At 62.8% G+C, this 25283-nt stretch carries 25 protein-coding genes and 1 tRNA gene; 16 read left to right on the top strand and 10 right to left on the bottom strand.

Annotated elements, in window-relative coordinates; genetic code table 11:
- On the bottom strand, positions 1-285 hold a 285-nt coding region (locus QM609_RS26270; protein ID WP_283337602.1), incomplete at its 3' end, for a 50S ribosomal protein L25.
- A 290-nt stretch (positions 286-575) separates the two neighbouring features.
- On the opposite strand from QM609_RS26270, the gene QM609_RS26275 reads away from it, so the two are divergent.
- Entirely contained in the window at positions 576-1781 is a 1206-nt protein-coding gene (locus QM609_RS26275) for a GAF domain-containing protein (RefSeq protein ID WP_228232777.1), read from the top strand.
- Here QM609_RS26275 and QM609_RS26280 read toward each other — a convergent pair.
- Positions 1778-3238: an FAD-dependent oxidoreductase gene (locus tag QM609_RS26280; RefSeq protein WP_050654519.1), complete on the bottom strand. Its 1461-nt coding sequence runs from the start codon at positions 3236-3238 to the stop codon at positions 1778-1780. The genes QM609_RS26275 and QM609_RS26280 overlap by 4 nt on opposite strands.
- An 82-nt stretch (positions 3239-3320) precedes the next feature.
- Positions 3321-4502, bottom strand: a complete 1182-nt coding sequence (locus tag QM609_RS26285) for an aminotransferase class V-fold PLP-dependent enzyme (protein WP_050654520.1) — start codon at positions 4500-4502, stop codon at positions 3321-3323.
- 14 nt (positions 4503-4516) lie between these two features.
- Here QM609_RS26285 and QM609_RS26290 point away from each other — a divergent pair, with 14 nt between their 5' ends.
- The 5 genes from QM609_RS26290 (at position 4517) to egtD (ending at position 10113) form a co-directional block, all read left to right on the top strand.
- Positions 4517-5791 (top strand): APC family permease, encoded by a 1275-nt coding sequence (locus tag QM609_RS26290; protein ID WP_050654521.1) that lies wholly within the window; start codon positions 4517-4519, stop codon positions 5789-5791.
- A gap of 78 nt (positions 5792-5869) precedes the next feature.
- On the top strand, positions 5870-7093 hold the full coding sequence (gene egtA, locus QM609_RS26295; protein ID WP_050654522.1) for an ergothioneine biosynthesis glutamate--cysteine ligase EgtA: 1224 nt from the start codon (positions 5870-5872) through the stop codon (positions 7091-7093).
- Positions 7090-8397: an ergothioneine biosynthesis protein EgtB gene (gene egtB, locus QM609_RS26300; RefSeq protein ID WP_042920949.1), complete on the top strand. Its 1308-nt coding sequence runs from the start codon at positions 7090-7092 to the stop codon at positions 8395-8397. The genes egtA and egtB overlap by 4 nt, the downstream gene beginning before the upstream one ends.
- Position 8398: 1 nt before the next feature.
- Positions 8399-9145, top strand: a complete 747-nt coding sequence (gene egtC / locus QM609_RS26305) for an ergothioneine biosynthesis protein EgtC (protein WP_050654523.1) — start codon at positions 8399-8401, stop codon at positions 9143-9145.
- Entirely contained in the window at positions 9142-10113 is a 972-nt protein-coding gene (egtD, locus tag QM609_RS26310; protein WP_050654524.1) for an L-histidine N(alpha)-methyltransferase, read from the top strand. The genes egtC and egtD overlap by 4 nt, the downstream gene beginning before the upstream one ends.
- Before the next feature lie 12 nt (positions 10114-10125).
- Here the strand turns inward: egtD and QM609_RS26315 are convergent, their stop codons facing one another.
- Positions 10126-10470, bottom strand: a complete 345-nt coding sequence (locus QM609_RS26315; RefSeq protein ID WP_042921056.1) for a hypothetical protein — start codon at positions 10468-10470, stop codon at positions 10126-10128.
- A gap of 96 nt (positions 10471-10566) precedes the next feature.
- Here QM609_RS26315 and QM609_RS26320 point away from each other — a divergent pair, with 96 nt between their 5' ends.
- The 3 genes from QM609_RS26320 to QM609_RS26325 all read left to right on the top strand — a co-directional run bounded on the left by QM609_RS26320 (position 10567) and on the right by QM609_RS26325 (position 13421).
- A complete protein-coding gene (locus QM609_RS26320) occupies positions 10567-10752 on the top strand; it encodes a hypothetical protein (protein WP_050654526.1) in 186 nt (61 codons plus the stop codon).
- Between the two features lie 26 nt (positions 10753-10778).
- Entirely contained in the window at positions 10779-12107 is a 1329-nt protein-coding gene (locus QM609_RS29315) for an HNH endonuclease signature motif containing protein (protein ID WP_257216379.1), read from the top strand.
- Between the two features lie 108 nt (positions 12108-12215).
- The gene (locus tag QM609_RS26325) at positions 12216-13421 is read left to right on the top strand and encodes a PQQ-dependent sugar dehydrogenase (RefSeq protein WP_054188780.1); all 1206 of its coding nucleotides are present in this window, start codon (positions 12216-12218) and stop codon (positions 13419-13421) included.
- 3 nt (positions 13422-13424) lie between these two features.
- On the opposite strand, the gene QM609_RS26330 is transcribed toward QM609_RS26325, so the two are convergent.
- The 6 genes from QM609_RS26330 to QM609_RS26355 all read right to left on the bottom strand — a co-directional run bounded on the left by QM609_RS26330 (position 13425) and on the right by QM609_RS26355 (position 19549).
- Positions 13425-14312 carry a cyclase family protein gene (locus tag QM609_RS26330; RefSeq protein ID WP_030536286.1) on the bottom strand — a complete coding sequence of 296 codons (888 nt, stop codon included), beginning with the start codon at positions 14310-14312 and terminating at the stop codon, positions 13425-13427.
- Positions 14312-15892: an SLC13 family permease gene (locus QM609_RS26335; RefSeq protein ID WP_050654528.1), complete on the bottom strand. Its 1581-nt coding sequence runs from the start codon at positions 15890-15892 to the stop codon at positions 14312-14314. The genes QM609_RS26330 and QM609_RS26335 overlap by 1 nt, the downstream gene beginning before the upstream one ends.
- A 79-nt stretch (positions 15893-15971) precedes the next feature.
- Positions 15972-16628, bottom strand: coding sequence for a hypothetical protein (locus QM609_RS26340; RefSeq protein ID WP_030536285.1), 657 nt, complete (start codon positions 16626-16628; stop codon positions 15972-15974).
- Positions 16629-16867: 239 nt separating this feature from the next.
- Positions 16868-17848 (bottom strand): ribose-phosphate diphosphokinase, encoded by a 981-nt coding sequence (locus QM609_RS26345; RefSeq protein WP_003946284.1) that lies wholly within the window; start codon positions 17846-17848, stop codon positions 16868-16870.
- Positions 17849-17938: 90 nt separating this feature from the next.
- Positions 17939-19390, bottom strand: a complete 1452-nt coding sequence (gene glmU / locus QM609_RS26350; RefSeq protein WP_076948394.1) for a bifunctional UDP-N-acetylglucosamine diphosphorylase/glucosamine-1-phosphate N-acetyltransferase GlmU — start codon at positions 19388-19390, stop codon at positions 17939-17941.
- A gap of 88 nt (positions 19391-19478) precedes the next feature.
- A tRNA-Gln gene (locus QM609_RS26355) sits at positions 19479-19549 on the bottom strand.
- 154 nt (positions 19550-19703) lie between these two features.
- On the opposite strand from QM609_RS26355, the gene QM609_RS26360 reads away from it, so the two are divergent.
- From QM609_RS26360 to QM609_RS26390, 7 genes are all read left to right on the top strand, one after another.
- Positions 19704-20357, top strand: coding sequence for a TetR/AcrR family transcriptional regulator (locus tag QM609_RS26360; RefSeq protein WP_003946303.1), 654 nt, complete (start codon positions 19704-19706; stop codon positions 20355-20357).
- Positions 20358-20546: 189 nt separating this feature from the next.
- Positions 20547-21188 (top strand): ScbR family autoregulator-binding transcription factor, encoded by a 642-nt coding sequence (locus QM609_RS26365; RefSeq protein ID WP_003946317.1) that lies wholly within the window; start codon positions 20547-20549, stop codon positions 21186-21188.
- A 286-nt stretch (positions 21189-21474) separates the two neighbouring features.
- Positions 21475-21921: a holo-ACP synthase gene (locus tag QM609_RS26370; protein ID WP_003946314.1), complete on the top strand. Its 447-nt coding sequence runs from the start codon at positions 21475-21477 to the stop codon at positions 21919-21921.
- Entirely contained in the window at positions 21914-22156 is a 243-nt protein-coding gene (locus QM609_RS26375; RefSeq protein ID WP_003946296.1) for an acyl carrier protein, read from the top strand. The genes QM609_RS26370 and QM609_RS26375 overlap by 8 nt, the downstream gene beginning before the upstream one ends.
- Positions 22153-23343 (top strand): acyl-CoA dehydrogenase family protein, encoded by a 1191-nt coding sequence (locus tag QM609_RS26380; protein WP_003946288.1) that lies wholly within the window; start codon positions 22153-22155, stop codon positions 23341-23343. Before QM609_RS26375 ends, QM609_RS26380 begins: the two co-directional genes overlap by 4 nt.
- A complete protein-coding gene (locus tag QM609_RS26385) occupies positions 23340-24296 on the top strand; it encodes an amino acid--[acyl-carrier-protein] ligase (RefSeq protein WP_007728880.1) in 957 nt (318 codons plus the stop codon). The genes QM609_RS26380 and QM609_RS26385 overlap by 4 nt, the downstream gene beginning before the upstream one ends.
- Positions 24296-25282: a DUF1839 family protein gene (locus tag QM609_RS26390; RefSeq protein WP_003946304.1), complete on the top strand. Its 987-nt coding sequence runs from the start codon at positions 24296-24298 to the stop codon at positions 25280-25282. The genes QM609_RS26385 and QM609_RS26390 overlap by 1 nt, the downstream gene beginning before the upstream one ends.
- The last annotated feature ends 1 nt before the right edge of the window (position 25283 follow it).

Below are 25283 nucleotides of genomic sequence, written 5' to 3' on the forward strand. Positions count from 1 at the left end.
GACGAGGAGGTCGGCGTGCTCGATGTAGTTGCGGATGGGGTGCACGACGACCGACTTGGTCAGTGCAACCTGCTCCGTGCCCTCGATGTCGAGGGTGAGGATGGCGTTGGTGCCGTGTGCACGGAGGATGGCGGCGAAGTCGCGAGCCGGCACATTGAGGTGGCGGGGATCTTCACCGTGGCCGTACAGAACCGTGGGGACCTGGCCGTCACGACGTGCGCGGCGAGCTGCGCCCTTGCCGAATTCGGTGCGGACGACGGCGACGAGGTTGTTTTCTTCAGACATGATGAAACGGCTCCTACAACTCACGGGGTTCGTGCTCGGTTTACTGACGTGTGGTTTTGCCTGCGGCAAGGCGGACAGGCGCGCACACGGCCAGGAGCGAAACGCTCGAGCTGAGCCGTAGCCGCGTCGATCACGGTAAACCTGCAACGTGTGGAACTGCTGCGATTCACCCTCGCCGAGACAACTTTGGATACGTTACCGGAGTTTGCTCCCGGCCGCTAATCGCAGGTGGTGGGGACCTGGCCGTGTGGACGTGGTTCGCGTCACATCGAAAGCGGTAGCCTGACGGAGTGACCATCGTGGGGAACGCTCCCGAAGGCAGTCGGCTCGGTGCCGTCGTGCCGGGTACCGACCTGTCGCAGCATGCTCGCCTACTCAGTCGGGTGCACGACGCAGTTCTCTCCGGCCAGGAACCACCGGCGCAGCCGCGGACCGTCGTGGCGCGGTCGTGGTCGAGGGTGGCCGCCGGCGGGCTCACGCCGGATCACTGCGGTGCGTCTACTGTCGCCGATTTCTCCGAGTTGGAGGCGAGGCGTTCGCGTACCGCGCTGCGAAGCGTTCTGCCCGAACTGCGAACCACGCTCACCGAGGTCGCCGAGGACGCGGGCTTCATCGTGGTCGTTGCCGACGCCGACGGTGTCCTGCTCTGGCGCGAAGGGGCGAAGACCGTCAAACGTGCGGCGGACGCTCTCGGGTTCGCGGAAGGCGCACGCTGGTCGGAGCAGTCGGTGGGGACCAACGCGATAGGTACCGCGCTGATCGAAGACTCTGCGGTGCAACTCTTCTCGGCCGAGCACTATGCGCCCACGCATCACAATTGGTCGTGTACCGGCTCGCCCGTGCACGACCCACGGACGGGCGAGATCCTGGGCGTGGTGGACATCAGTGGATCCGCAGCTTCGGTTCATCCCACCACCGTCGCGCTGGTGCGCACCGCGGTTCGCCTCGCGGAGGCGACGCTGTGGCGCGAGCACGCAGCTTCGCTCGAGCGCCTGCGCTCGCGCGCGGCGCCGTTGTTCGCGGCAGGCACAGGTCCGGCATTGGTGGTCGACGAGTTCGGCTGGGTAGCCGGCGCCAGCGGGATTGCCGCGCCCGACCGTGTGGCAGCACCCAGTGCGGGAAAGCCCGTCATCGTGCCAGGTCTGGGGATGTGTCTGCCTGAGCCGCTGGGAGACGGCTGGCTGTTGCGCACCGGCGTCGGCGGGCCGTTGATCGAGCTGGAGCTGGCCCTCGGAGCATCGCCGCAGGTGACGGTGCGTGGTGACGCCAACTGGACGCGCGCGCTTTCGCCGCGTCACGCCCAGATCTTGCGGGCACTGGCAGCCGTCGGTTCGGCAGGTGTGGATGCCGCAGGCCTGAGCGAAGTGCTCTTCGGTGATCGCGAGCATGTCGTGGCAGTGCGCGCCGAGGTGTCCAGACTGAGGAAACACCTCGGCGCGGTCCTGCAGACTCAGCCGTACCGCTTTGCCGAGGGCGTGCGAGTTGTGGTGATCTAGCGCGCCGCGCTGATTCCGGCACGACGTCCGAAGAAGCTGCCGTCGCCGAGACTTGTCCCGCTGGCGTAACCGCCCGCACAGACACCGGACGTGCAGCGACCCGCTGCGAAGAGTCCGAGGATCGGCGCACCCGAGACGTGCAGAACCTCGGAATCGACGGTGGTCTTCAATCCTCCCAGCGTGAATCCGCCTGTGCGGCCACGGAGATCGATTGCCGCGAACGGGCCGACGATCGGCTTCACCCACTCGGACTTCTTGCCGAGCACCGGATCCGAACCTTCAGCCGCGTGCCGGTTGTAGAGGTCGACGGTGGATTGCAGCGATCCGACGGGCAATCCCATCTCGCCTTCGAGTTCCTCGACGGTCTCCGCCACCCAGCTCGGCTGCGCCCGCAACTGTGCACTGGACGATTCGGCATTCATGCCTTCCTCGTACGCAGCTTCGTCGATCACGAGGAATGCCTGGTTGTCCTGCTGGAACAGCGTTGCCTGGCCGATGCGGCCGGGGTAGGTGTCCTCGGGGATGTATCGCTGACCGCGGCCGTTGACAAGAATGCCGCGCACCATCAACTGTGGGTCGCAGAAGAACGCGACCTCGGTGGCGTCCATGTGTGCGGTGTCGGCGCCGAGTGCCTGACCGATCTGGATTGCGCGGCCGTCGTGCGCCTCGATGGAGGCCGCCGGGTGGCCGAAGATGCGCGGTGCGTTCGAGCGCACCATCTCGTTGTTGTACGCGAAGCTGCCCATCGCAAGCACTACGCCTTTGCGGGCACGAATCGCGACATCCTTGCCGTAGCGCTTGGCGACGACGCCGACAACCCGATCGCCGTCTACCACCACAGTTTGGACGCGCAGATCGTATTCTGCTCGGACGCCGAGCTTTTCGGCCGTCTCGACGAGTGGCTTCATCAGCATGTAGCCGCCGCCCTTCTCGCCGGTGTTCTTCTCGGACATCTGCGGAACGTGTCCGCGGGGCGCGGGATCGACGAGGGTGTTGAACGGCGCGGCGTTCTCGCCTCCCGAGTACATCAGGCCGTCGTCGTACGGCGGTTCCCAGCCGGGCTGACCCCAGAACGATTCCTTGAACGGGACCCCGGCGTCGACGAGCCAGTTGTAGTGATCGACGCTGCCCTCGCAGTACGCGTCGATCTTCGTATCGTCGGTTCCGGGGCCGAGCGCTGCCTTCATGAACGTCTTCATGTTCTCGACCGAGTCCTCGAACCCGCACGCCTTCTGCAACGGCGTTCCACCGCCCAGGTAGATGAATCCACCAGCCAGTGACGCGGCTCCGCCCCAACCGCCCGTCCGCTCCAGGACGAGCACCTCGGCGCCGGCACGAGCTGCTTCGATCGCAGCGGTGACGCCGGCGATGCCGTATCCCGCGATGACGACGTCGGCCTCGTAGTCCCAGGTGGTGATGTCGGCAGCGGAGATCGGTCTGACGGTGGGGTCGGCCATGCGAATAGTCCTCTCGGAAGGCGAAACTGCTGATCACCCCACAGTTGCAGTTTCGACTTCCGCAGATCAGGCATGGTCCCGGTCAACGGGAGGTTTGCAAACTCCTCACCGCGCCCAGAAATGTGTCCAGGTCGGCTTCGTCGACGAAGTAGTGCGGCGATGCGCGAACCACGGCGTCGAGTCCGCGGGCATCCATGTCGAGGAGGGTGGACCCGCGACCGCTGACGGTGACGGTGATGTTCTGTGCTGCAAGCTGATCCCGAACCAGGTGCTCGGAAATACCGTCGACGGTGAAGGAAACGATGCCGCTCAGATGGGTTCCTCGATCGCGGACTTCGACTCCGGAAATCGCTGCCAGACCTTCCCTCAGCGTGACTGCTCGGGATTCGATCTGCTCCCACGCCGTGTCGGTGCCGATCGAGAGCAGATAGTCGGCGGCGACGCCGAGACCCAGGCGCGCCGCGACACTCGTTTCCCAGAGTTCGAATCGTGTTGCATCCGGCGCAGGGACGAAGCTGTTCTCGCCGGTCCATTCCGCTCCGTGCAGGTCCATCGCAGCGGGTTCGAGTGCGTCGACGAGTCCGGGGCGGACGTACAGGAATCCGGTTCCGCGTGGCCCGCGGAGCCACTTGCGGCCGGTTGCGCTGAGGGCGTCGACGCCGAGTTCGGTGACGTCGATGGGCAATTGGCCGACGGACTGGCATGCGTCGAGCAGAACGAGCGAGCCGTGGGCCCTCGCGAGTTCGACGACCTCGCGAACGGGGTTGATCAGGCCGCCGTTGGTGGGGACGTGGACGACGGAGACGACGCGAACCCGATCGTCGAGCATGTTCTCGAGTGCGTCGAGGTCGATGCGTCCGTACTGATCGCTCGGGATGATCTCGACGTGGGCACCGGTCGAACGCGCCCGCCCCAGTGCAGCGATGGCGTTGCTCGCGTATTCGACTCCGCTGATGAGAATTCGATCACCGGGTCCGAGCGGAACGGCAGCGAGGAAGTCGTTCCACGCGCGGGTCGCGCTGTCCGTCAAAGCGATATCGGTTGCCTGAGCACCGATGACCCGGGCCAGCGAATGGGGAACAGCAGCGAGGGCGCCGCTCTGACGAGCAGCTGCGACGTATCCGCCGACGTCGGCTTCACGTCGCAGGTGCTCGATCATCGTGGCCGGCACCGGCTCGGGCGGGAGCGAGGATCCCGCGCTGTCGAGGAACACCTTGTCAAGGCATCCGGGAGTGTCGCGGCGGATCGTGTCGAGATCGAACATGGCACCTTCCGTTCATGTCGGTGTGGTTCAAACTACCTGTGAACGAAGCTGTCCCGATGGAGCGAAGACTGGGCACGGCCGATGCCGTGGTGATCGGCCTCGGCGCGATGATCGGCGCCGGAGTCTTCGTGGTGTTCGCGCCCGCTGCCGCAGTAGCCGGTACCGGGTTGCTTGTGGGCCTGGCGATTGCAGCGTTCATCGCCTACTGCAACGCGACGTCGTCGGCGCAGCTTGCGGCCAGATACCCCACTTCAGGTGGGACCTACGTCTACGGACGTGAGCAGCTCGGACCCTGGTGGGGGTTTGCCGCCGGCTGGTCGTTCGTGATCGGGAAGACCGCGAGCTGCGCGGCAATGGCCCTGACTTTCGCGACGTATGTTGCGCCTACGGCGTGGCGTGTCCCCGTCGCGGTATTGGTGGTGGCAGCGCTGGTTGCAGTCAACTACCGCGGAGTCACGCGGACGGCGCACATGGCCAGGGTGATCGTCGCCGTGTCGACGACGGCGCTGTGTGTAGCGCTGGTGGTTGCCGTCGTCGGTCCTGGTGCGGTGCGCGAGTTCCCGGATCTCGCATTCGGGTCGTGGTACGGCATTCTGCAATCGGCGGGACTGCTGTTCTTTGCCTTCGCCGGGTACGCCAGGATCGCGACGCTGGGGGAGGAAGTGCGTGATCCGCGTCGAACGATTCCGCGGGCGATCCTGATCGCACTCACCGTCGCCGTCATCCTCTATGCGCTGGTAGCGGTGGTGCTGTTGGTGACGCTGGGACCTGATCGGCTGGCGAATTCGGCGCGACCACTGGCAGATGCGGTGGGCGCAGTCGGTTGGAGTTGGGCCGTTCCCGTAGTGGTGATCGGTGCCGCGGCGGCGTCGGCGGGGGCGCTGCTGGCTCTGATCGCCGGCGTGAGTCGTACGGCGATGGCGATGGCCCGCGAGCGCGATCTGCCAGTGGCCCTCGCTGCAGTCCATCCACGGTTCGGGGTCCCTCACCATGCGGAACTTGTGGTCGGTGCCGTTGTGATCGCCTTGGTCTCGACAACCGATCTTCGTGGGGTGATCGGCTTTTCGTCGTTCGGAGTGCTGCTCTACTACTTCGTCGCGAACGTGAGTGCGTACAGCCAACGCGGTGTGGACCGGATGTATCCGAAGTGGCTGCAAGCGGTCGGCGCGGCTGGTTGTGTCGTTCTGGTGGTCACACTTCCGTGGATCGCGGTTGTTTCCGGCGCAGGTGTGGTTCTGGCCGGTTGTGGGTACCGGTGGATACGACTGAAGAAATTCAACGACACGTAACACCACAAAGGGTGCATCTCGGACGTTGGCGTTCTATCGTCGGTAGCGACCGCGAAGACCGCCCGAAGGGGAAGTCGAATGGTGACAGCAGCGTTGACAGCAGCACAGACCACGCAGGTGGATTCACGTCCTGCGGCCGAGGCCTACGTCGGTGGTGTGTGCTTCAAACAGGGGCCACCCCGTTTGGTCGGAGCTGAGCTCGAGTGGCTGACCAGCCAGGTTCCCGGTGGGGAGCGGCCGTCAGCAGCGACTCTGGCAAAGGCACTCGGGCGATACGCGCCCACCAGTATCGACCCGGATTCACCAGCGGTTCCGCTTCCTCGTGGCAGCCTCGTCACCGTAGAACCTGGCGGACAGATCGAACTCTCGTCAGCGCCGCGGACGTCCGCCCGAGAACTGTGTGACTGTCTCGACGAAGACCGTCGTACTCTCGAAACACTCCTCGCGTCGTACTCCATCGAAATCAGTTCTGCCGCGGCCGACGTCGCCCGCCCACCTTCCCGGATTCTCCGGTTGCCACGTTATTGCGCAATGGAATCCCGCTTCGCCGGGATAGGACCGTATGGCACCTTGATGATGTGCAATACAGCAGCAGTGCAGGTCAGTGTCGATGCCGGCGGCAGCCCGGAGTCCATTGCCCAGCGTTGGCGGCTCCTCGGGGACATGGGGCCGGCGCTCATCGCTGCGTTTGCGTGTTCTCCACGCTTGCAAGGGGTTCCGAGAGGGGATTGGGCGTCCCAACGCATGCGGACGTGGCTCGAACTCGATTCCTGGCGAACGGTCGCAGTCCCGGAAGTGCAGGACTACGCCGGCTGGGCGCTCGATGTTCCGCTGATGTGTGTGCGAAACGAGGGCGACGATTGGACGGCTCCGCGGGGTGCCACTTTCGGGGACTGGATAGACGGCGCTTTGGATGCCGAGATCGGACGCCGACCCGTCTGGGCGGACTTGGACTATCACCTGTCCACGCTGTTCCCGCCGGTTCGCGCTGTCGGCCATCTGGAGGTTCGCTACATCGATGCGCAGCCGGGAGATCTGTGGCGAGTACCGGTAGCAGCGATCGACGCGTTGCTGTCCGGGCCTGCCGTGATGCGTGAGGCGAGTGATGCCGCAGCGTCGACGGCCGGGAGATGGCGGGATGCGGCAGAGTACGGTTTGGACGACGTCGAACTGCGTTCGGCGGCAACCTCTCTGATGTCGCTTGCCGCGTCGTACGCGCCGGAGCCGCAGTTTGTCCGTCTTCTCGATGCCGCAGCCGAACGGTGTTGTCGCGCAATTGTGCCCGGTGAGAGCGACACATGACGGGGGAGATCACCAAGGAAGCGGTCGAGGCCGTACTTCTGCGAGCGCGTGAACGGTCGACGCTGCTCACCGACTGCGTCGACGATACCGAATTGGTCGCTCAGCATTCTCCGTTGATGAGTCCACTCGTGTGGGACCTGGCGCATATCGGCAATCAAGAGGAACTCTGGCTGGTGCGAGATGTCGGTGGCCGCGATCCGGTGCGTAGCGACATAGACGAGCTGTACGACGCGTTCAAGCATTCGAGATCGTCGAGACCCACACTTCCCCTGCTCAACCCGGCCGAGGCGCGCGAATACGTACGTACGGTTCGCGGGAAGGTCTGGGATGTGCTCGAAGCCAGCACCTTCGGACGCACAGAACTCGACATGGACGGTTTTGCCTTCGGGATGATCGCGCAGCACGAGCAGCAACACGCCGAAACCATGCTCGCAACACACCAATTGCGTTCGGGACCCACGGCACTCGTTGCCACACCCGCTCCGCAAGCGGCCCGCATGCCGGAACTCGACGAGGTCACGATCCCCGCCGGCCCCTTCGTCATGGGGACCGACGACGAACCGTGGGCACTCGACAACGAGCGCACTGCGCATCAGGTCTATCTCACCGACTTCGCGATCGACAGATTCCCGGTCACCAATGGGCAGTTCGTCGAATTCATCGAGGACGGCGGCTATTCCCGACCGGAACTGTGGTCCCGTGACGGTTGGCGGCATCGCGTCGACGCGAAGCTCCGTGCACCACTGTTCTGGGAACGCGACAGTTCGGGTTGGTGGCACGAGACTTTCGGCGTCGAGGCTCCGGTCCCACCGGACAAGCCCGTCGTGCATGTGAGCTTCTACGAAGCCGAGGCCTACGCGTGCTGGGCAGGCAAACGGCTTCCCACCGAGGCGGAATGGGAAAAGGCCGCGCGGTGGGATCCGGAATCCGGAAGATCCCGACGATTCCCGTGGGGGGACGTGTCCGCAGACGAGAAACTTGCCAATCTCGGTCAGCGCCATCTCGGTCCCGCCGGCGTCGGCTCGTACCCGGCGGGTGCGTCGGCAGCGGGTGTCGAGCAGTTGATCGGTGACGTGTGGGAGTGGACGTCTTCGGGTTTCCATCCGTATCCGGGTTTCCGGGCCTTCCCGTATCGGGAGTATTCGGAGGTGTTCTTCGGCGGCGACTACAAAGTGTTGCGAGGGGGATCGTTCGGGACCGACAGCGTTGCCTGCCGGGGGACGTTCCGCAACTGGGACCACCCGATCAGGCGCCAAATCTTCTCGGGTTTTCGCTGCGCCAGAACGATTTCGGGTAGATCCTGACATGTGTCGGCACCTCGGCTATCTCGGGCCGCCGCGTTCGGTTCGTGAACTCCTCCACGACGGCGAAAACTCACTGATGCGACAGTCGTGGGCACCTCGCGAGATGCGTGGCGGCGGGACCATCAATGCCGACGGATTCGGCGCGGTGTGGTGGAACGGTGGAAGGCAGGGACGGTACCGCAGTATCTCGCCGATCTGGTCGGACCCGACAGTCGACGAGACGTTGTCCCACATCATTTCCGGATCCGTTCTCGCCGCCGTACGTTCCGCGACGGAGGGGATGGCCGTCGAGATCGGTGCCTGCGCACCGTTCGTCGACGGAACCTACGCTTTCAGCCACAACGGAGCGGTATCCGGTTGGCCTGGCTCACTCGCCGACTTGGCAGCAGAAGTTCCGGCCGTCGAATTGCTGAAGATGCCCGCGCCGACGGATGCTGCCTTGTTGTGGACAGTGCTTCGGCATCGGTTGAAGTCGAAGCCCGCGGAAGCCGCCGTGACGAGCCTCGTTCACGATGTGGCTGCGGCGGCACCGGATTCACGATTGAACCTCCTGTTCGGCGACGGGCAGGAACTGTGGGCCACGGCGTGGGGCCACACGTTGTACACGCGGGTCGACGAGTCGCGGGCACTGATCGTTTCCGAACCGTCCGATGGTTCGCCGGACTGGGAGCAGGTGCCGGACCGGCACATCGCCTGCGCGCGTCCCGGCCATTTGATCGTCACCCCGATACCGATGGGAGAACAATGAAAACCCCTACGCTCGAGGTTTATCTGACACCGGCCGAATCGGTCGACGCATTGCGAGCCGAGGCCAGGGAGGGCTTGACCGCTACGCCGAAGTGGCTCTCGCCCAAATGGTTCTACGACGCGCGTGGAAGTGAACTGTTCGAGGAGATCACGGCCTTACCCGAGTATTACCCCACCCGTACCGAACGCGGCCTGCTCGCTCGGTACGCCGACGAGATCGCTGCGTTCACCGATCCTGAGATCCTGATCGAACTGGGTTCCGGTTCCTCGGAGAAGACGCGGTTGCTGCTCGATGCAATGACTGCTCGTGGAACTCTGCGAACGTATGTACCGCAGGATGTTTCGGTGACAGCACTGGAAGGCGCGGCGCAGCAAGTCGGTGCCGAATTCCCCGGCATCGATGTGGTCGGGGTGGTCAGTGACTTCACCGGTTCGCTGCATCATCTGCCAGGTGGTGGACGGCGGGCGGTCGCGTTTCTCGGTGGAACTCTCGGCAATCTCGTTCCGGCAGAACGCGCCGAGTTCCTCTCGGGCATTGCAGCGGTGCTCGATCCCGGTGAGAACCTGATCCTGGGCGTGGGATTGGTGATCGATCCCGCAGTCCTCGTGCCCGCCTACGACGACGCTGCCGGTGTGACTGCTCAGTTCAATCTCAATGTTCTCTCGGTCCTGAACAAGCAACTGGGAGCGAACTTTCCCTTGGAGGACTTCCGTCACGTCGCGCTCTGGGATGCCGAGAACGAGTGGATCGAGATGCGCCTGGAAGCACTTCGTGAAGTCTCGGTGCACATCGACGACCTGGATCTGGAGATCACCTTCGCAGCGGGCGAGCAGCTGCGCACCGAGATCTCGGCGAAGTTCACCGAGGAGGGGATTGCCGCGGAACTCGCGTCCGCGGGCTTCGGGGTGCGGAAGGTGTGGTCGGATCGGGATCAGCGCTTTGCGCTGTTGTGTGCGCAGCGGGCGTGAAGTGGGCGCTTGTCAGAGGATGCTGTCTCCCCCTAGAAGTGTCTCAAAAGTTCTGTAGGCGGCAATATTTGAGAAGTGTCGAGAGTAGAGATCTGCGGTGCCGGTATGGACAGCGTCCGACACCGGCGCAAGATCCACGAGATGCGCGAGTTTTACATAGGACTGGTCATCGCTCGCGCCGAGCGGATACTCCTGCTCGCCGGCCTTGCGCTCGAATTTTGACTGCGCCTCAGCGGGGTCGCCAGCCCAGATGAGATAACAGTCCTCTCGGTGGAAGCACCCGACCCCGTCATTCTTCCCCAACTCGAATATCGCTATGCCGAAGTACGGTTGATCTCGTGTCGGATGCTGAGTCATGCGATTGAACGTAGTGACATCGGAGCGCAAAAGGTATCGGTGAATACCCCGGGATTTCGCAAAAACTTGTCGGTGGGCGCCCGTGGAATCGCTCATATGTTCGAATCGAAGACTTCCGCGGACGCGCTGTTTCGGCAGCATGCGGAAATCGCGCGCGCCCACTTCCTCGAGATCGACGCGGTCACTGCGCTGTACTTGGACCGTTGTGAGGAGGATGCCGCGGTTGGAGTCAATGAGGCTTTCGGGGTCAATTCGCGCACGTGGAGATCGCGTCGATACTGAGCATTACGGAGTACGCCGCGCAGAAAATGATTGCACTGGGATGTGACCTGCGCTGGCGACTTCCGCGGGTGGCGGCCGCTTTTGCTTGCGGTGACATCGATCTGGCCAAAGCGATGGCACTGTCCGAAGCTCTCGCCAACGTCTCCGAGCACGCGCTCGATGACATCGAGCGACTCCTCGTGGACGGTGCCTGCCGTGTAACCGGTAACAAGTTGAAGGCGCGCGCACGAGGTCTCATTGCTCGGCACGACCCTGATGGGGTGCGTGCCAGGCGAGTTCGTGCGGAGGCGGATCGGGACGTTCGGACGTGCGCGTCGCACGACGGTATGTCGACTCTGGACGGAATGCTTCCAGCGGTCGGCGCTCAGACTTTGGCCACGAGGCTCCGTGCGATGTCGATGCAGGTCTGTGGTTCCGATCCGAGAACTTTCGGGCAACGGCGTGCCGATGCACTGATCGCATTGGCGGAAGGAAAGACGTCGTTGGATTGTCAGTGCGACGGCGATTGCACCCGTAGGGATGATACGAAGACCTCCGCGCTCCCGATTGCGACAATTCTTGTGGGTGTCAACGCCTCCACCCTGCTCGGATTCGACGACCTGCCAGGCTATTTGCAGGGGTACGGCCACATCGATGCCGACCATGCGCGCGCGATCGCCGCGGACGCCACGTGGCAGAGAGTCCTCACCCTTGCACCGTCCGAGGTGCAACATTGTTCGACTGCGGGGGCAGTCGGACCGGTGCTCGGCGTGGGTCGGTCGATGCGCTCACCGGAGATATTGCCCGCTGCGGCAAGGGATAATCGCTCGAGAAGGAACAGTGGTTCGCGGCGCGGTGAATCCACGTACCAGCCGTCCGCGGCGTTGGTGACGATTGTAAGGACGCGAGACGGTACGTGCCGCTTTCCGAATTGTGTTGTGCGTTCTGATAGTTGCGATATCGATCACACGGTGCCGTTCGATCACGGCAACCCCGCTCAGGGAGGGCCTACTGCAGAACGGAACTTGGCCTGTCTGTGTCGAAAACATCACCGACTGAAGACGTTTGGCAGGTGGACAGTGAAGCAAATCGGAGGTGGTCTTCTGGAGTGGAAAGATCCGTCAGGACGACGAACGGTTACCGCGCCCGTAGGCCCATTCTGTGACCCCGAACTGAGAGTGCCCGACGCGGCGAGACTGCATTTGACGGACGACGATGCGCTGGAACGACGTTTCGGACTTCGGGACAGGGGAGTGGAAGCGGATCTCGAATACCTCCTGGACTGGAGTGTGCCCGGCTGGCGGAAGGCACGATCTGCACCAAGACGTAACGCATCCCCGCTGGCGAACGCTTTGCCGGAGTTTGCCGACTTCTGAAGGGGTTTCGTTTCTCCTGTGGCCTGCGGGTATAGCGAGAGGGCCCGAAAAATGGTGTTTGTCTGTTTATAGTGAGGCGCAGAACGGTTTCCGACCCGAGGAGAACGCGTGCGTCATCCGAAGCTCGCCGCATTGACCGTGGCCCTGACTGCAGTACTGGTGATGCCGGTAACGCAGAGCGTGGCTCAACCATTCCCCTTCGACCCCGGCAGTTTCGGCAACGGAAGCACCGGATCGTTGGGGAGCGACGACCCGGACATACCCATCGAGGACACCCTCCCGCAGTTGTCGGTCACCACACTGGTCGACGGACTCGACCACCCTTGGGACGTGGTGGCGGCCCCGGACGGTGCAATCCTGACCGGACAACGATCCGGCGGATTCTTCGTTCGCCGAGGCGACAACACGACAGGTCCAGTCGCTGCTGACCTTTCGGATCTCTACGCGCAGTCCGAAACCGGGCTCATGGGCATCGCGCTTGCTCGCGACTTCGCTCAGTCGCGCACCCTGTACACCTGCCAAGGATTCAGCGCTGGGGGAGTCACGGACGTTCGAGTGATCGCGTGGACCGTCGACGCCGGATGGACCGCACTCACGCGAACCGGAACTGTATTGCCAGGAATCCCGGTCTCGTCCGGGCGTCACGGGGGTTGCCGAATTCTTGCGGCGCAGGACGGAACGCTGTTCGTCGGGACGGGTGACACCGCGACGCCGAGCGTCCCCCAGGATCCGAATTCGCTGGGCGGCAAGGTCTTGCACATCAACGCCGACGGAACTCCGGCGGCGGGGAATCCGAATGCTTCCAGCCCGGTCTACACGCTCGGGCACCGCAACGTCCAAGGCTTGGCCGTGCAACCCGGAACCGGCCGGGTGTACTCGGTTGAACAGGGCACAAGCGTCGACGACGAAGTCAACCTGCTTACCCCCGGCGGAAATTACGGCTACCGCCCGGATCGGCTTCCCGGAACGTACGACGAATCCGTGCCGATGACCGACCCGGTGCGAGTGCCGGGAGCAATTGCGGCGGTGTGGCGTTCGGGTAGCTCGACGTTGGCTACCGCCAGCGCTGCCTTCACCGGTGGAGCTGCATGGGGTGCCTGGGACGGTGCGCTCGTAATGGGTGGCCTCAAGAGCAAGGAACTGATCTTCCTCCGCCTGAATGCCGACGGACGCTCGGTCGACGCGCAGACCTTCGGGTTGGAGAACCAGTTCGGTCGCTTGCGGTCGGTGACCCCGACGCCCGACGGCTCGCTCCTGGTGACCACCGACAACGGCGCCGGCGACAAGGTGCTGCGGGTGACGCCCACGCCCTGATCTTCAGTACCAGGCGATGACCCGGCACGGACCACCCGAACCACCCGCATGCGTCGGCGCTCCCACCATCACCGTGGCGCCGACGGCCGGAAGTGCGGACAGATTTGCGAGGGCTTCGACTGCGTACTTTCCTGAGCCCAAAGCGCTTCGGTGAGCCCCGTGGGTGGTGCTTCGGCCCGCGTCGATGCTGAGGGTGTCCGAGCCCACGGCGACGATGTTGCGCTCGCGGACGAGAAAGTCGATCGCCTCGGGGTTGAATCCCGGTGTGTGTTGCACGCCGAGTGCATCTCGATTCGTGAAGGCGCCACCGGCACCGGCCCGGGTATCCCAACCCGAGTTCATCGCAACCAGGCTGCGGGGAGCGATGGTCCCGTGGAGGGACTCCCAATCGAGGATGTCCTGGCGGGTGAGCAGTGTGTCGGGGTCGACGGAGGCTCGGGCACTGATGTCGACGACCGCAATCGGCACGACGAGGTCGGCGACGGGAATCTTCTCGACGGTGATTCCGTCCGCACTGGCGTGTGCGGGAGCGTCGATGTGAGTACCAGTGTGTTCTTCGAGGCGGAGTTCGTTGAGGTAGAAGTTTCCACCTGACCCGGCGGAGCCGAGCGAGCCCAGAGATCCGGCGGCGTCGGCGATCTTCGCCAGGTTTCTCATCTCGAACGAGCGCGCGCCCGGCCACACCGGGAACTCCGGCGTCAGTACGTGGGTCAGATCGACGATGGTCTGACCTGTTGGTGCTGCCGACGCAGTGGGCTGTACAGCGCCGGCCATGACGGTCGCGCCGAGGGCACCGGTGCCCAGCGCCGCGAACATCGATCGACGGCTGATCTTCCTGCCCTCGCGTCCGATTGATTCGTAGACCTCCGACAAGACCTTCGGTGAGCACATCAGAAACTCCAGATCACTGGGATCAACACCGTTGCAACTATCAGGAACCACAACAACATCGGGAGTCCGAGCTTCCAGTAGTCGCCGAACTTGTAACCACCAGGGCCCATCACCATCATGTTCGCGGGAGTGGCTACAGGCGTCAGGAAGGAGGCCGCGGCAGCGACGGTGACCGTCATCAGAAGGGGCAGCACCGAGATGTCGAGTTCGATGGCGACCGAGATCGCGATCGGCGTGATGATCAACGCGGTTGCAGTGTTGCTGATCAGCTGGCCCAGAGTCGCCGTCACGACGAAGAGTCCAGCGACGACGACATACGGGCTTGCCCCACCGACGACGTCGACAAACGCATGCGCGAGCTTTTCGGCCGCGCCGGTCTGCTGGATTGCGGTCGACAGCGGGATCATTCCGCCGACGAGAATCAACGTGGTCCACGAGATGGACCGATGCGCCTGCTCGACGCTGATGACTCGTAGCAGCACCATCGCACATGCCGCGAGGAGTCCGGCTATCGCGGATGGCACCAATCCGAACGTCAGCATCACTACCATCGCCGCAACGACGACGAGAGCGATGACCGCGCGGGTTCCCAACGGGGCTGCCTGCTTACGGATCTGGGCAGGTGCGTCGACCACGAGGACGTTCGGATCGACGGCGGTGTGGGTGTCGAGATCGTCCCAGCTTCCTTGCAGGAGAAGCGTGTCACCGGCCGCCAACTTGACGCCCTTGGGGCCGCAGTCCTCACCGGCGCGCTGGACTGCGAGTATCACCAGATCTCCACTGTCGGTCACCATGCCCGGAAAAGCCCTGTCGCCGATCATTTCCGAGCGCGGCGGGATGATCACTTCGACCACGCCGTCGTGCTTGGTGATCAAGGGCTCTGCGGACGGCGCATCCTTTCCCATGAGCTGATACTGCTTCGCGAGGGTCTTGGCATGCCGGCTCAGGTCAGGCGACATCGACGTCCCAGCACGATGGGGGAGGACGTGAGGACCGAGAAGTACGGCGATCGCAATCGTTCCCAATACGAGCGGCGCACCGACCAAGGTGAAACTGAAGAACCCGAAAGCACCGGCCCCGGATTCCTCGGCCGCTTCGGAAACGATGATGTTGACCGGTGTTCCGGTCAAGGTGAGCATCGATCCGGCATGGGCGGCAAATGCCAACGGCAGAAGCAGTTGTGACGTCGATTTACCGAGACGTACCGCCAAGACGACCACCATCGGTACCAACGCGGCTACGGCCCCGTTGACGCTGATCAATGCGGTCAACGCGGCAACCAGCAACATGATCGCACTCACGAGGCGGACTCGGGATTCGCCGACTTTCGCCAGCAGTTTCTCGCCCGCCCATGTGGTGACACCGGTGGCGTCGAGGGCTTCGCTGACGACAAAAAGCGCGGCGATGAACACCACCGTGGGATCGCCGAATCCGGCGAGCGCCTGCTCCATCGTGATCACACCGGTGGCGTACAGCGCCAGGGCAGTGCCGATCGCGATGATGCCGACCGGGATTCGGCCGATCACGAACAGCGCCACGACCAGTGCAAGCACGACGAAAGTGGTGGTGATGTCATTCACGATTCGTAAAGGTACCTGCTCATACAGAACGGCCCCGTCTCGCAAGTGAGACGGGGCCGTGGGACGGACGCGAGGAGAATTAGTTGGAGGCGGCGATGCGGGCCTTCTCGAGAGCGGCCAGCGTGCGAAGAACCGTGGCCTTCTGCTTGTTCAGATCGCTCAGTCGTGCGCGAGCCGGCAACCCTTGTGCGAGTTCGGCGACCTTGATCTGCTCGTCGATCGAACCGAGCTGATCGAGAAGCCCTAGGACGCGCGTCTGGAGCGTGTCGATGTCCACGGTGTCGGTCTTGACCGGAGCGGCAACGCGCGTCGCTGTGCCCGTGCTGGCGGGGCGGGAAGCGCGTGCGGGTGACGTGTCGGCGACAACCGTTGCGGCGCGGGGCCGAATTGCCTTGCGAACAGCGGCCGCATCGGGAAGGACGTCCATGCGGATCTCGTTCAGGACTCGGCGTGCCTCGCGTGCGTTGACGCGGTACTCGCGCTCTTCGTCGTCGTCGGACTGCAGCGTGCCGCCGAGCGGGCGCAGACCGTACATGCCGAGGAAGCGCTTGGCGTCGTCGATGATGCCTTCGTTTTCACGGCATTTTCCGCAGCGGGGTTCGTTGCGGAACATGTCCACGGAGTTGTCGTCTCCGCACCAGACACAAGATCCTGGGCGCCACCGCCGGATCGTCGGAACTGATGAATTCAGGGAATGAGATTCGGGCCGGGATTCCAGGGTTTGCGCGTCGATCACGACGAGCCACACTAGGCGAAGATTGCGGCGCGGTGAACACCGCCCCAACATCGACCTGGGTTTCTCGACGGTAGCGTGATCAAGATCATGTCAATCGTCGCATTCGGCGGTATTCGTGTGTCCCACAGGTGGTTTCATGATGACCGGGTGGTCTGTTTCTGAGACCTTCACGAAGACGACGACGGGCGCGTACCGGTGACCGTGAAGTCACAGGTACGCGCCCGTAGTGCGGCGCGAGACTAGGCGCTGCCGTTGAACAGCGAAGTCACAGAACCGTTCTCGAAAACTTCCTTGATGGTGCGAGCGAGCAGCGGTGCGATGGACAGCACCGTCAGCGTCGGGAACTTCTTCGACTCGTCGATCGGAAGTGTGTTGGTGACAACAACTTCCTTCGCGCCACACGTCGACAGACGCTCGGCCGCAGGGTCGGAGAGGACGCCGTGGGTTGCAGCGATGACGACGTCACCTGCACCGGCCTCCTTGAGCACCTTGACCGCGCCGGCGATGGTTCCGCCGGTGTCGATCATGTCGTCGATCAGGATGCAGGTGCGACCTTCGACCTCACCGACGACGCGGTTGGACTTGACCTGGTTGGGTACCAACGGGTCGCGCGTCTTGTGAATGAATGCCAGCGGTGCTCCGCCGAGCGAGTCGGCCCACTTCTCGGCGACACGAACGCGCCCCGAATCGGGGGACACCACCGTGATGTTCTCGAGGTTGTAGCCCGCGCGAATGTGGTTGGCCAACTGGCTGTGTGCGTGCATGTGATCGACGGGGCCGTCGAAAAAGCCCTGGATCTGATCGGTATGCAGGTCGACCGTGATGATGCGATCGGCGCCGGCGGTCTTGAGCAGGTCGGCAATCAGGCGAGCGGAGATCGGCTCGCGTCCGCGATGCTTCTTGTCCTGGCGGGCGTACGGGTAGAACGGAAGAACGGCGGTGATGCGCTTTGCCGATCCACGCTTGAGAGCGTCGATCATGATGAGCTGCTCCATCACCCACGTGTTCAGCGGTGCCGGATGACTCTGCAGGACGAACGCATCGGAGCCGCGAACCGACTCTTCGAATCGAACGAAGATCTCACCGTTCGCGAAGTCGCGCGCGGTCTGCGGGGTGACGCGGATATCGAGTTCCTTCGCCACCTGCTCCGCCAACTCGGGATGTGCGCGACCCGAGAACAACATCAGGTTCTTCTGGTTGTCGATCCAATTCGCAGTCACTGGTTCATGCCATCCTTTTGTACTTGCCGGTCGATCTGGTGGTGATCTGTGCTGTCTGTTGTGCAGGGCTGTCAGGTTGTTGCAGGGCTGTCAGGTTGTTGCAGGGCCGTCAGGTTGTGCAGCTGCTGCAGCGGCATCGGCCGCGGGTGTGCCGGGACGATTCTTCTGGACCCAGCCCTCGATGTTGCGCTGCACCCCACCCGAGACGGCGAGCGCCCCAGGCGGTACGTCGTTCTTCAAGACCGTGCCCGCACCCGTGTATGCGCCGTCTCCCACGACGAGAGGGGCGACGAACATGGTGTCGGAGCCTGTTCGGACATGCGACCCCACCACAGTACGGCTCTTGTTCACCCCGTCGTAATTGACGAAGACGCTCGAAGCTCCGATATTGCTGTGATGGCCGATGGTGGCGTCGCCGACGTAGGTAAGATGCGGAATCTTCGAATGCTCGCCGATATCCGCGTTCTTGGTTTCCACGTAGGCGCCGATCTTGCCGTGTGCCCCGAGGCGGGTACCAGGCCGGAGATAGGCGAAGGGGCCCACAGCCGCGTCCGCGCCGACAACGGAGTCGGTCCCGTGCGAGCGGACGACTACTGCGCGCTCACCGACGGTCACGTTGTCCAAGGTGGTATCCGGGCCGATCACGGCGTCTTCGCCCACCGAGGTTGTGCCGGTCAACTGAACTCCGGGCAGGAGCGTCACGTCCTGTGCGACGTGCACGTCGCAATCTATCCATGTGCTCGCAGGATCGACGACGGTGACGCCGGCACGCATCCACTTCTCGAGGATCCGACGGTTCATCTCGCGGGCGAGCGTCGAGAGCTGCACGCGATCGTTGGCGCCCGCGACGAGAACCGAATCCGCGATGTGCTGAGCACGAACACGCTTGCCCGCGCGACGGGCGATCATGATCACATCGGTGAGATAGAACTCGTGTTGTGCGTTGTTGGAGTCGAGGGACGCCAGCGCGTCGCGCAGAGTTTCGAAGTCGAAGGCGTAGACCCCTGAATTGACCTCGGTGATCGAGCGCTGCGAATCGGTGGCTTCCTTCTCCTCGACTATGGCGTTCACCTCGCCGTCCGTCGTACGAAGGATTCGCCCGTAGCCGGTGGGGTCGACGGCCGTCGACGTCAACACCGTCACCGCGGCCGCGGGAGCAGCCGTGTGCTGGGCGAGGAGGTCTGCGATGGTCTTGCCGTCGAGCAGAGGCACGTCGGCGGCTGTGACGAGTACGGTCCCGGAGAAGTCGGCCGGCAACCCCTCGAGCCCACAACTGACAGCGTGCCCGGTGCCCTTCTGCTCGTCCTGAACAGCGACGGTGACGGAACGGTCCAGTTCCCCGGCGACTGCGTTCACGGCTTCGGTGACACGCTCACGATCGTGACCGACGACGGTCACCAGGTGCGTGGGATTCAGTGAGGTTGCCGCGTGAAGCGAATGTGCCAGCATGCTGCGTCCGGCGAGAGTGTGGAGGACCTTGGGAGTCTTCGACTTCATTCGTGTACCGGCACCCGCTGCGAGAACGATCACGGCGGTCTGCACTGGTTTGAGCTCCCTCTGTCGATCAAACTGTCGATCAAACTGTCGATCAAGACATACATTCCGCTCGGGAAAGCATGTTGTTCACCAGCTCCGCCGCCAGGACTCGAACCTGAACTATCTGAACCAAAATCAGAGGTGCTGCCATTACACCACGGCGGATTGCCACGCATTGCCGAGCCTTGCGGCCGAACGCGCGAAAGAATAATCGCATGCCGACCCGCCGTAGGTCGAACCGCTCCTCCGATCGGGCCCCCGAAGTCCCGATAGGCTGAGCGTCCACAGCAGTGATTTGTGTGTCGGCGAGAGGAAGACAATGGCGACGGTGTCCGGTTCGGGTGGCGGGGATCCAGTTCCCGAACGAGTGACACGGATCCGGATGACCGGTACCCAACGTCGGCAACAGCTGATCGAGATCGGGCGGGCATTGTTCGCCGAACGGGGATACGAAGCGACCTCGATCGAGGAGATCGCCCAGCGCGCGAACGTGTCCAAGCCTGTCGTGTACGAGCACTTCGGCGGCAAGGAGGGGCTGTACGCCGTCGTAGTGGACCGGGAGATGTCGCGACTCCTCGAGATGATCACGTCTTCGCTCTCACAAAATCGCTCGAGAGTTCGAGTCGAGCGGGTTGCGTTGGCTTTGCTCACCTACGTGGAAGAGCACACCGACGGATTTCGGATACTCGTGCGCGATTCGTCCGTTGTCGCGCCCAGTGGGACATATTCGAGCCTCCTCAACGATGCGATCAGTCAGGTGGGCTACCTGTTGGCGGGGGACTTCTCCAGACGCGGTTTCGACCCCGGACTAGCAACGATGTACGCACAGGCGCTTGTCGGCATGGTGTCCACTACGGCTACTTGGTGGCTCGACGAACGGACTCCGTCGAAGGAAGTTGTCGCCGCTCACCTCGTGAATTTGTGTTGGAATGGGCTGACGAATCTGGAAGCCGATCCACAATTGGAGGGTTAACCAGGCGCGCCTGCCGCGCAGAGATGGATCGCGGTCTAAGCTGTGTTCGCTGTATCACGATCGTTTGATGGGCAAATGTCTCATTTGTTTGCAGGGTGGGTTGAATGCCGAACCGTGCCATCCATTTTGACGCTGTGAACGGGTAAGACCAAGAATTCGTTCGATGTGTGGTGATTGGAGGCCGGATCGATGGTGAGGCAAGAGCGGGCAGAAGCCACCCGTGATTCGGTGCTGCGCGGAGCAGCGGGTGTGTTCTTGCGCCTGGGCTATGCCAATGCCAGCTTGAGCGAGATCATCGCCGAGTCGCAGGTGACCAAAGGCGCCCTGTACTTCCATTTCGGGTCCAAGGAAGAACTCGCGCGGGCAGTGATCGACGAGGGTTCGGCACGTTTCGACGCAAAATGTGAGCTCTGGTTGGACCGTCGAACTCCCGCGCTCGAGTCACTGATCGGTATTTCGTCGGTCATCGTCGACATCGGTGCGCATGACGCCATGGTTAGAGCTACGTTCCGCTTGTTGGTCGAGATCGGGGACTATCGGGGCTCCGGGCCGGCGACTCTGGACGTGTGGCTCGACATTTACCGTGAACTTGCCAGCCGTGCCGCCGACGAAGGTGATCTGCGTTCGGACGCGGATTCTGCTGACATTGCTCGTTTCCTGTTGGAAGTTGCGTCGGGAGTTCGGCTGATGGCAGCCGCGACCGGGACCGTTCGTGAGCTTTCGGACTCCATGAAGGCATCGTGGAATCTGATACTTCCGATCGTGGTCCCGGAATCGAAAGTGGAGTACTTCAGGCAATTCGCGGCCCGTCGCCTTGCCAGTGATCACTGAAATCACTGGCTCTCCGCACTGCTCCTTTGGTCAATTTGCTGCAAATGTCCTGGTAGGGACATTGTTCTCTTTGTTCTGCATTCGAAACAAACTAAGAGTATGTTTATAGTGTTGATGGGAATCTGGAAGTCCGATCTTGCCGTCAATCTTCGGATTACGGTATGTTCTATCGGTAGCTGAAGAATTGCTGAGAATGAAGGTTTGTCAGGGCAGGGTGACGGCGTCGGCGCACCGGGCAGCATAGGGGGCTGCCCGGCGTGTACGACCCCAGATGGGGAGTCAACAGATGGGTGACACTGCGCCGACGCCGATGCTCGACATCGGCCCGCGGATCGGCTGTGACGTAGTGAACGTCGTGGATGTCACTCGAAGTATCGAACTCTTCGGGCGGAGGTATCTCGATCGGACCTTCACCCCGCACGAATTGCAGACGTGCGCCGGGCCGGCGCGGGATCAACGATTGGCTGCACGTTTCGCCGCCAAAGAGGCTGTGGTGAAGGTACTGCGGCCTGGTGACGTTCCCGTTCCGTGGAGTTCCATCGAAATCACTCGGGCCGAGTGGGGTGGCTGTGGGGTGACACTGTCCGGTAATGCCGCGGAACTCGCGCGGGCCCAGGATCTGCACGATTTTCAAGTATCTATCTCGCACGAAGCGGACGTGGCCATCGCAATGGTGATCGCAACACGCTCGGGCGCTCGCATCGAAAAGAAGGACGACATCGCTGATGATTGATCAGGCAATTCGGAAAGTGCTCGTCGAGCACGGTCGGCTGGCAGTCGACGTGAGCACGATCGACGGAGAGGCCGATCTTTACGAGTTGGGTTTGACGTCGCACGCGAGCGTGAATGTCATGTTGGCGCTGGAGGATTCGTTCGACATCGAGTTCCCTGACGAGTTGTTGCGGAAGAGTACTTTCGCAAGCGTCAAGGCGATCGAGGGTGCGTTGACGGAGTTGGGTGCTGCATGAACGCTCCGCAATCGCAGTGCTCCACCGGAACGGCCCTCGAGCGGGCCGCACGGTTGGCCGACGAAGTTGCAGCGGTGTGGGCCGACGAAGTCGATGCAGAAGCAAGGTTTCCGCGTGAAGCTGTCGACGCCATGCGAAGCGAACGGCTGCTGTCCGTAGCTGTGCCGAGGGAACTAGGCGGCGAAGGGCTCTCGCTGCAGGAAGTGTCGCAGATCGCCCGTGTGATCGGAACGCGCTGTGCAGCAAGCGGAATGATTTTCGCGATGCATCAGACGCAGATATACTCGTTGGTCAAGCACGGCAACACCGAAGCACTACGCGAGTTTGTCGAAGAAACGGTCGACAAGCAATTGCTGTTGGCATCGGCAACCACTGAGCTGGGAATCGGTGGTGACGTCAGCCGGAGTTACTGCGCGGTGGAAGACTTGGGCGGTCACCTGCTGTTGATCAAGAACGCGCCTGTCATTTCGTACGGTGAACACTCCGACGCGATAGTCGTGACGGCTCGGCGAACACCGGAGAGTCAGCCGAACGATCAGGTTCTCGTGGTGTGTCGTACCCCAGACCTGACGCTCGAACGCACCACCGAGTGGAACACGCTGGGGCTGAGGGGTACTTGCAGTCTCGGTTACATCCTTCGGGCCACCTCGACGCCGGAGATGGTCGCCGGCGTACCGTATTCCGATATCTCCACCCACACCATGCTTCCGGTCTCGCACGTCGTCTGGAGTTCGGTGTGGTTGGGAATTGCCGACGCTGCAGTCGAGAAGGCGCGCAAGTACGTGCGTGCCGCCGCCCGCAAGCAGCCCGGGGTCACTTCCCCCGGAGCGCTGCGGCTCGCCGAAGTTGCCGCTTCGGCACAACAATTCGCCGATCTCGTCGGCGCCTCTGCGCGCAGGTACGACCGCGCAGTCCACGCGGAGGAAGGCGTTGCCGATTTCGAGGCGACGGGAGCGGTGGGATTTTCGCTCGCGATGAACAACCTGAAAGTCACAGCGTCGACAGCGGTGGTGGAAATCGTGGGGCAGACAATGTTGATCTGTGGAATCTCGGGATATCGCGAGGACACCGAATTTTCGCTCGGTCGGCACCTTCGTGACGCGCACGGCGCAGCGGTGATGGTGAACAACGATCGAATCATGGCAGGTTCAGCGCACATGGCCATCGGATACCGGGGAACGCTATGACGAACGAGACTGTGACGACCGAGACTGTGACAGGCGAGACCGATCTGGATCGGGCCCGGGCTGCATTTCAACGTGAACTGCTCGTCGAAGGACTTCTCGTCGAGACGGAGGTGCCGGGACTCTACGGGCGTTCCGGCGTGTTCGAGGACATCGTCGACGGTATCGACCGAGTGGTGATTGCAGCGGGGCCAGGCGACGCCGCGACTCGGCTGCGGTTCCCGCCGGTGTTCCCGCGGAGCAGTTTCGAGCGCACCGACTACATCGCTTCGTTTCCCAACCTCACCGGCGCCATCAACACCTTCGCCGGTTCCAATCGCGATCACGCGCGACTGCTGGCCGATCGCGCCGAGGGACAATCGTGGGACCGCCACCTCGAGCCGACCGAGACCATGCTCGTGTCCGCAGCGTGCCATCCTGCCTATGCGCGGTACACCGGAGTTCTGCCCGAAGGCGGCGTGCTGCTGGACATCTACGGTTTTTGCTTCCGGCACGAACCGGCGATCGATCCGGCTCGCATGCAAGCGTTTCGGATGCACGAGTTCGTGACGATCGGTGACGCCGCGGCAGCGCGAGCGCATCGCGAGCATTGGATCGAGCGGGGGCTCGAGGTGCTCGGCCGGCTCGAACTCGACGCTACCCCGGTGATCGCCAATGATCCTTTCTTCGGGCGCGCCGGAAAGATGCTTGCAGCCAACCAGCGTGAAGAGAATCTCAAGACGGAACTGACAGTTCGGCTCTACGGAGATCTCGACGAGGGCACGGCGATCGTGTCCTCGAACAACCATCTCGACCATTTCGGTGTCAACTTCGACATCCGAACGGCGGAGGGGGAGGTGGCACACAGCTCGTGCGTCGGCTTCGGGATGGAGCGAATCGCGTTGTCCTTGTTGCGGACTCATGGTCTTGACGTGGCTGCATGGCCAACCTCCGTTCGTGAACGAATGGGCATCTGATGTCACGGCTGATCGACATTTCACCTGATCGCTACCGGCCCCATTCGTTGCACCAGGACGACCGCGTGTGGGCGCAGACCAACTGCTACACGGATCTGTGGATCGAAGTGTTGCATTCGCTGGGATTGGACCCCGTCCCGGCATTGGCATGTGCCTTCTCATCGCGGTTCGACGGGACTCAGTGGACGTTCCTCAAGCTCAAGGCCGAGGACATCTACGCGCTGTACGGAATCGAAGTCGCCGAGATGAACGTCTGGCGGGCACCGCTGATCCACGTCGAGGACAACCTCGCGGTTGGGATGCTGTCGACGGTTGAAGTGGACGGATACTGGCTTCCCGACACTCTTGGAACGAGTTATCACGAGGGGCACACCAAGACCACGATCGTGCCCAATCGGATCGATCGCGTTGCCGGCGAGCTCGAGTACTTTCACAACAGCGGGTACTACTTGCTGCGAGGCGACGATTTCTCCGGCGTCTTCGATCTCGATCGTTCCTCACTTCCTTCGTTCGTGCCCTATGTCGAACAGATCAGGTTGAATCCGGTTCACGCGACCAACGCCGGAAACATCGCCGAAGTGGCTCGGCGGAATGTAGCGGTTCGAGCGGTGGGTAATCCCGTGCGAGAGCTGGGACGCAAGGTGATCGACGACCTCGAATGGGTGCAGGGGGCGGGTATGGATGCGTTTCACCTCTGGTCCTTCGGGCTACTTCGTCAGTGCGGGGCCAGCGCGGAGCTGGCTGCCGACGCCAGCGAGTTCTTGGACACTGCAGGTTTCTCCGGGACAGGCGAAGCTGCGCCAGATTTCCGCAAAGTGGCATCCGGTGCCAAGAGCGTGCAGTTTCAGATGGCGCGTGCCTCCAGGGGCCGCGCGGTGGACCCGCGTGAGCAACTCGACGAGATGGCCGTGTCGTGGAAGAGGGCGATGGAAATCGTTGCCGACACAGTCGGCGTCGACTCGCATCGACACCTGAGGTTGGTCTGAC

Source organism: Rhodococcus sp. IEGM 1302, assembly GCF_030056935.1.
GTDB lineage: Bacteria > Actinomycetota > Actinomycetes > Mycobacteriales > Mycobacteriaceae > Rhodococcus_F > Rhodococcus_F qingshengii.

Coding starts and splice junctions, on each gene's coding strand:
- QM609_RS26285 (WP_050654520.1), bottom strand. CDS start 4,502: ATGTTCGATCTCGACACGATCCGCCGCGACACTCCCGGATGCCTTGAC.
- QM609_RS26380 (WP_003946288.1), top strand. CDS start 22,153: ATGAACGCTCCGCAATCGCAGTGCTCCACCGGAACGGCCCTCGAGCGG.
- QM609_RS26390 (WP_003946304.1), top strand. CDS start 24,296: ATGTCACGGCTGATCGACATTTCACCTGATCGCTACCGGCCCCATTCG.
- QM609_RS26280 (WP_050654519.1), bottom strand. CDS start 3,238: ATGGCCGACCCCACCGTCAGACCGATCTCCGCTGCCGACATCACCACC.
- QM609_RS26370 (WP_003946314.1), top strand. CDS start 21,475: ATGGGTGACACTGCGCCGACGCCGATGCTCGACATCGGCCCGCGGATC.
- egtD (WP_050654524.1), top strand. CDS start 9,142: ATGAAAACCCCTACGCTCGAGGTTTATCTGACACCGGCCGAATCGGTC.
- QM609_RS26315 (WP_042921056.1), bottom strand. CDS start 10,470: ATGACTCAGCATCCGACACGAGATCAACCGTACTTCGGCATAGCGATA.
- QM609_RS26365 (WP_003946317.1), top strand. CDS start 20,547: ATGGTGAGGCAAGAGCGGGCAGAAGCCACCCGTGATTCGGTGCTGCGC.
- egtA (WP_050654522.1), top strand. CDS start 5,870: ATGGTGACAGCAGCGTTGACAGCAGCACAGACCACGCAGGTGGATTCA.
- QM609_RS26330 (WP_030536286.1), bottom strand. CDS start 14,312: ATGTGCTCACCGAAGGTCTTGTCGGAGGTCTACGAATCAATCGGACGC.
- QM609_RS26375 (WP_003946296.1), top strand. CDS start 21,914: ATGATTGATCAGGCAATTCGGAAAGTGCTCGTCGAGCACGGTCGGCTG.
- QM609_RS26360 (WP_003946303.1), top strand. CDS start 19,704: ATGGCGACGGTGTCCGGTTCGGGTGGCGGGGATCCAGTTCCCGAACGA.
- QM609_RS29315 (WP_257216379.1), top strand. CDS start 10,779: ATGATTGCACTGGGATGTGACCTGCGCTGGCGACTTCCGCGGGTGGCG.
- QM609_RS26290 (WP_050654521.1), top strand. CDS start 4,517: ATGTCGGTGTGGTTCAAACTACCTGTGAACGAAGCTGTCCCGATGGAG.
- egtB (WP_042920949.1), top strand. CDS start 7,090: ATGACGGGGGAGATCACCAAGGAAGCGGTCGAGGCCGTACTTCTGCGA.
- egtC (WP_050654523.1), top strand. CDS start 8,399: ATGTGTCGGCACCTCGGCTATCTCGGGCCGCCGCGTTCGGTTCGTGAA.
- QM609_RS26385 (WP_007728880.1), top strand. CDS start 23,340: ATGACGAACGAGACTGTGACGACCGAGACTGTGACAGGCGAGACCGAT.
- QM609_RS26320 (WP_050654526.1), top strand. CDS start 10,567: ATGTTCGAATCGAAGACTTCCGCGGACGCGCTGTTTCGGCAGCATGCG.